The following is a 5,567-nucleotide window of genomic DNA, read 5'->3' as shown; positions in this document are numbered from 1 at the left end:
GATCTGGTCGAACGGAACGTAGTCCGCCAGGCCCTTCTTCGACAGGATCTCCGTGATCGCCGCCGTCAGCGTCGTCTTGCCGTGGTCCACGTGACCGATCGTCCCCACGTTCACGTGTTCCTTCGTCCGTTCGAACTTTGCGCGAGCCATCAGTGGCATCCTCCTGAAGCGGCATGAATCATCCAGGCACCCGTCGGACACGAGCCCTGACCCTACGTCCCGATGCTGTAAAGGTTCACGTACAGGCACTCGAGATACAGGATGGAGCCCACGAGCAGACTCGAACTGCTGACCGCTTGCTTACCATGCAAGTGCTCTACCGGCTGAGCTACGTGGGCCCGGTTCCTGTTATCGCGCCGGCGTCGCCGGCTGGAAGATCCGTCTTCGTGGAGCGGGAAACGGGATTCGAACCCGCGACCCTCAGCTTGGAAGGCTGATGCTCTACCAACTGAGCTACTCCCGCCCCCGAGTTTCACGTCGGACCGGATCGTCGCCGATCCCATCCGATCCTGATCGTTCCCGATCGCGGGCGAGATCCGTCGCGCCTGCGTTCCGCATGTATGCCTGGTGGCGGGGGATGGATTCGAACCATCGAAGGCATCCGCCGACAGATTTACAGTCTGTTCCCTTTGACCGCTCGGGAACCCCGCCACTTGAAAGCCGCAACCAGGCGAGCTGGAGCTGGCGAGAGGACTTGAACCCCCAACCCCCTCATTACAAGTGAGGAGCTCTACCAGTTGAGCTACGCCAGCCCGTTCCCGGACACAGGACGACGAAAGACAGCCGGATGGCCGGCCGTCCCTTCGCGACCCCGGATTCGACGGGCCTCGCAATATACAGGCTGAAATCCGCAAGTGTCAAGGAGAAAGGCGCCTTAATCGCCGCCGGGAGCCGTCGGACGGGCCGTCGAACCCCCCGGTCCGTCCTCGACCGAGAAGCCCAGGTCGGCGATCCGCCCCCTGAGGGCGTCGGCCGCGGCCCAGTCGCGCCGGGCCCGGGCCGCCACCCGCTCGGCGACCAGGTCCAGGACCTCCTGCGGCACCACCGGCGCGGCGACCGCCACCAGTCCGGCCAGTCCCTCGCGGTGCAGGCCCAGGATCCGGTCGGCGTCCTCGAACAGGGCCCAGGCCTCGTCCAGGGGGCCGCCGTCCAGCAGTTCCGGCCCCGCGGCGGCGTCGTACTGGTTCAGGTCGCGCACTAGGCCGAACAGGACGCCGATCGCGCCGGCGGAGTTGAAATCGTCGTCCATGGCGGCGAAGAAGCGCCGCCGGTGCTCCCGGACCGCACGGGCCAAGGCCTCCCCGGGGCCGGAAAGCAGGCCCTCGGGCACGGGCGGGACGCCGGACGCGCGACGCTCGGCCAGGCGGCGCACCCCGCGCCGCAGGCGGTCGTAGGCGACCCCGGCCTCGCGCAGGCGGTCCTCGCCATAGTCGATCTGGCTGCGGAAGTGGGCGTTGAGCAGGAAGAAGCGGATCACTTCGGCCGGGAACAGGGCCAGCACGTCGCCCATGGCGAAGAAGTTGCCGTCGGATTTCGACATCTTCTTGTCGCCCAGGAACAGCAACCCGTTGTGCAGCCAGAAGTTGACGAATTTCTGGCCGGTGCCGCAGCAGCTCTGCGCGCACTCGTTCTCGTGGTGGGGGAACAGCAGGTCGCGACCCCCGCCGTGGAAGTCGAAGTGCGGCCCGAGGTACTTGGTGGCCATGACCGAACATTCGATGTGCCAACCCGGGCGGCCCCTCCCCCAGGGGGAGTCCCAGCCGGGCTCGTCCGGGGCGGCTGTCTTCCAGAGCGCGAAGTCCAGGGGGTCCAGCTTGGCCTCCCCCACCTCGATGCGCACGCCGCTGCGCATGTCGTCGACATGGCGGCCGGACAGGAAGCCGTACTCGTCCCAGCTGCGCACCTTGAAGTACACGTCCCCGCCGGCGGCGTAAGCGTGGCCCTTGGCGACGAGGTCGGCGGTGAAGGCCACGATCTCCGGGATGTGGTCGGTGACCAGGGGGTAGCGGTGCGCCGGCCGGATGTTCAGGGTGGCGGCGTACTCGTGGTAGAGATCGATGTTGCGCTGCGAGACGACCCGGAAGTCGATCCCCTCCTGCCGCGCCTTGACGATGATCTTGTCGTCGATGTCGGTGAAGTTCTGGACGTGGGTCACCGCGTAGCCCAGGTGCTCGAGGTAGCGGCGGATCATGTCGCAGGCCACGAAGGCGAACATGTGCCCCACGTGCGGCTTGTCCTGCACGGTCATGCCGCAGACGTACATGCCCACCTTGCCGGGGTGGACGGGGGCGAACAGGCGCCGGGTCCGCGTGACGTGGTCGTAGACATGCAGGGCCATCGCGCTCGCTCCTCGGGGCGGGTGGTCGGTCAGCGGTTCGCGCCGCGCCGGACGCCGTCGCGGCAGAGGTCGTCCACCAGGGCGGCGAAGGGGATGCCGACCGCGGCGGCGGCCTTGGGCACCAGGCTGGTGTCGGTCATGCCGGGGATGGTGTTCACCTCGAGGCAGGAATAGCGGGAGCCGTCGAGGCGGAAGTCGACCCGCGCCAGGCCTCGGCAGCCCAGCAGGTCGTAGGCCCGGCGGGCGTCGCCGCTGATCCGCTCGTAGAGCGGCGAGTGGACCGGGGCCGGGCACAGGTAGTCGCTGGCGCCGGTGGTGTACTTGTTCCCGAAGTCGTAGAAGCCGTCGTGGGGCACGATCTCGACCAGGGGCAGCCGCCGGCCCAGCAGGATCGCCGCGGTCAGCTCGCGCCCGGGCACGTACGACTCCAGCAGCACGTCGCGGCCGCCGGCCGCGGCCTCGTCGAACGCCGCCGCGAACTCCGACGGCTGGGCCACGATGCGCACGCCGACGCTCGAACCGTCCGCGTTGGGCTTGACGACCACCGGCCAGCCCAGCTCGGCGTCGACGCGCTTCAGGAGCTGGTCGCGGTCCGGCCAGGCCACGCCTTCACGATCAGGGGTGACCAGCAGCCAGTCCGGCGTGGGGATGTCCGCGGAGCGCAGGATCCGCTTGGTGGCGGCCTTGTCCATGGCCAGCGCGCTGGCCAGGTGGCCGGACAGCGCGTAGGGCACGTCCAGCACGTCGAGCAGGGCCTGCAGGCGGCCGTCCTCCCCCATCCCCCCGTGCAGGGCGGGGAACACCACATCCCAGGCGCGCAGGTCGTCCATCTCCAGCACGTCGCCGACGCGCGTCAGCGTGCGCGCGACCACCGCGTGGCCCAGATCGGCGAGCGCGCGGGCCACCGCGGCGCCGCTCAGCAGGGAGATCTCGCGCTCGCGGCTGTCGCCGCCCATCAGGACCAGCACCTTGAGGCTCGTGAACGCGCTCACGCCGGGTCTCCTTCCGCGCCCCGTGCCGCCGGCAACAGCAGGGCGATCGCCATCGCGGTCACGCACTCGCCGCGGCCCTCGGGGCCGAGCCCCTCGCCGCGCGTCGCCTTGACCGACACGACTTCCGGGCCGACGCCGAGGGCGCCGGCGAGCGCCGCCCGCATGCGCTCGGCGGCCGGCGCGATGCGGGGCCGCTCCAGGATCAGGGTCAGGTCCACGTTGCCCACCCGCCAGCCCGCGGCGCGCACCAGGGCGGTCGCGCGGGCGAGCAGGTCGAGGCTGTCGGCGCCGGCCCAGGCCGGGTCGTCGTCCGGGAAGTGGCGCCCGATGTCGCCGAGGGCGGCGGCGCCGAGAAGCGAGTCGACGACGGCGTGGGCGGCCGCGTCGCCGTCGGAGTGTCCCAGCGGGCCGACCGGGCAGTCCTCGAAGCGCACCCCGCCCAGCAGGCAGGGCCGCCCGGCCACCAGCCGGTGGCGGTCCCATCCCATCCCGATCCGCACGGCCTCACTCCAGGGTGACGTTGTCCAGTTGAACGGTGACGCCGCCCTCGGGGCGGCCCAGGAAGAATAGCATACTGTCGATGTCGTCCAACCTGAATGTCCGCGCGCCTTCGCGTGGCCGCGCGGCGCGCAGGTCCATGACGCAGCGCGTCCATTGCGGCCCGAGCCGGAAGCTCTCCCCGATCCACACCGGATCGCTGCGGCCCTGGAAGTCGTCCAGCCGCACCGTGAGTTCCTCCGCACCCGCGCCCGCGAGGCGGGCGTCGAAGGCGAGCGTCCGCCAGGCCGACCAGTCGCGCGGCAGACCGCGGATCACCACCCCCGGGTAGACGTCGCCCGCTTCGGCGCGCAGGTTCAGGACCCGCGACGAGCTGCCCGCGCCGGCGCCCACCCAGAAGACGCCGCCCCCCTCGTCGTTGTCGCCGAGCAGGGCGAACTCGCGGTCGTCCTCGAAGTCGGCCAGCAGCGGGAACCGCGCCTGCGCCAGCCGGCTGCCGCGCACGATGCCCGGCAGGTCGCGCAGCAGGTAGGGGACCAGCGCGAAGCCCGCCAGCACCAGGGCGTAGGCGGCGCGCCGGCCGCGGGCTCGCGCCAGCACCCAGCCGACGGCCGAGACCACGCCCGCCAGGTCCACGCCGGCGTCCTCCCAGCGCGGGTGGCGACCCACGAAGCCCTGGACCAGTTCGCAGCCCGCCGTCAGCAGCCAGGCCGCGGCGGCCGCCGCGAACAGGCGCCCCCGCAGGGGTCCCCGGCGCCACAGCAGCAAGGTCAGGGCGCAGGGCAGCCCCCAGTGGGCGATCACGCCGAGGGAACGCAGGGGCTGCATGCGCTCGAGGCTGCCGGGCACCGGCACCACGAAGGGGACCAGCAGCGCCGCCCCGACGAAGAACCAGGCCAGGATGCGGCGTGTCTTTTTCATAGGCTGCGTCCTGGTCATGCGCCGCTCCTGACACCGGGCACCCGGCAGATCGAGAAGCGGTACTTGCCGTTGGGCTCGCGCGGGATGGTGTCGACGAAGCGCAGGACCACCTCGGCGCCGCCCAGCGAGTCGCGGAAGACGCCCGTCAGCGCGGCGGCGACCGCCTCGTCCCAGCCGGCGGCGCGCACCACGTTCAGCTCGACCCGGCCGACGACCTCCTGGACGACCTGGAGCTGCGCGATGCCGGGGTAGCGCGTCAGCGTGTTCTCGATCAGCGAGATGCCGGCGACGCGGCTCCCGTCGGCCGCCACCAGGAAGTCGGCGGTGCGGCCGGTGACCGTGCGCAGCAGCGGTGAAGGGCGGCCACAGGAACAGGGCCGGTCGTGCAGCACGCCGCGGTCGCCCACCTCGTAGCGCAGCATCGGCATGCCCAGGTTCACGAACTCGGTGATGACGATCCGGCCGTCCTCCCCAGGAGAGCACGAGCTGCCGTCGTCGCGCAGCAGCTCGACGGCGGCGTGCTCGGCGTTGAGGTGCAGGCCCGCGTGGCGTTCGCACTCGCAGGCGATCAGGCTGACCTCCTCGCAGCCGTAGCGGTTGGTCACCTGCCGCGCGAAGACGCGCTCGATCACCTCCCGCTCGGGCTGCAGGAGCATCATGCTGGTGGCGACGATCCCGTCCGGCCGCAGCTGCTCGCCCATCTCCTCGAGCATGCCCGCCAGCAGGTACAGCGAGTGGGCGTGCCCGTAGAGCAGGCCGGGGCGCAGCCGGCGCCAGCCGGCCACGAACTCCCGCACGGAGGCCTCGTCCAGGCGCAT

6 protein-coding genes and 4 tRNA genes are annotated in these 5,567 nt (G+C 71.2%); all 10 read right to left on the bottom strand.

Annotated features, from left to right (window positions below; genetic code table 11):
* The coding region (locus Q7W29_10825) for a GTP-binding protein (GenBank protein MDO9172310.1) at nucleotides 1-150 on the bottom strand (150 nt) is incomplete at its 3' end.
* 112 nt (nucleotides 151-262) lie between these two features.
* Nucleotides 263-338 (bottom strand) — tRNA-Thr (locus Q7W29_10820).
* A 49-nt stretch (nucleotides 339-387) separates the two neighbouring features.
* A tRNA-Gly gene (locus Q7W29_10815) sits at nucleotides 388-463 on the bottom strand.
* Between the two features lie 102 nt (nucleotides 464-565).
* Nucleotides 566-651 (bottom strand) — tRNA-Tyr (locus Q7W29_10810).
* 25 nt (nucleotides 652-676) lie between these two features.
* Nucleotides 677-752 (bottom strand) — tRNA-Thr (locus Q7W29_10805).
* 122 nt (nucleotides 753-874) lie between these two features.
* Nucleotides 875-2,338: a cysteine--tRNA ligase gene (gene cysS / locus Q7W29_10800; protein MDO9172309.1), complete on the bottom strand. Its 1,464-nt coding sequence runs from the start codon at nucleotides 2,336-2,338 to the stop codon at nucleotides 875-877.
* A gap of 29 nt (nucleotides 2,339-2,367) precedes the next feature.
* The gene (locus Q7W29_10795; protein MDO9172308.1) at nucleotides 2,368-3,330 is read right to left on the bottom strand and encodes a D-alanine--D-alanine ligase; all 963 of its coding nucleotides are present in this window, start codon (nucleotides 3,328-3,330) and stop codon (nucleotides 2,368-2,370) included.
* Nucleotides 3,327-3,818, bottom strand: a complete 492-nt coding sequence (gene ispF, locus Q7W29_10790) for a 2-C-methyl-D-erythritol 2,4-cyclodiphosphate synthase (protein MDO9172307.1) — start codon at nucleotides 3,816-3,818, stop codon at nucleotides 3,327-3,329. Before ispF ends, Q7W29_10795 begins: the two co-directional genes overlap by 4 nt.
* 16 nt (nucleotides 3,819-3,834) lie before the next feature.
* Nucleotides 3,835-4,749, bottom strand: a complete 915-nt coding sequence (locus Q7W29_10785) for a hypothetical protein (GenBank protein MDO9172306.1) — start codon at nucleotides 4,747-4,749, stop codon at nucleotides 3,835-3,837.
* Between the two features lie 14 nt (nucleotides 4,750-4,763).
* The coding region (locus Q7W29_10780; protein ID MDO9172305.1) for a phenylacetate--CoA ligase family protein at nucleotides 4,764-5,567 on the bottom strand (804 nt) is incomplete at its 5' end.

The sequence above is a fragment of the bacterium genome, from assembly GCA_030654305.1.
GTDB lineage: Bacteria > Krumholzibacteriota > Krumholzibacteriia > LZORAL124-64-63 > LZORAL124-64-63 > PNOJ01.
This window is presented reverse-complemented; position numbering and strand designations above follow the sequence as displayed.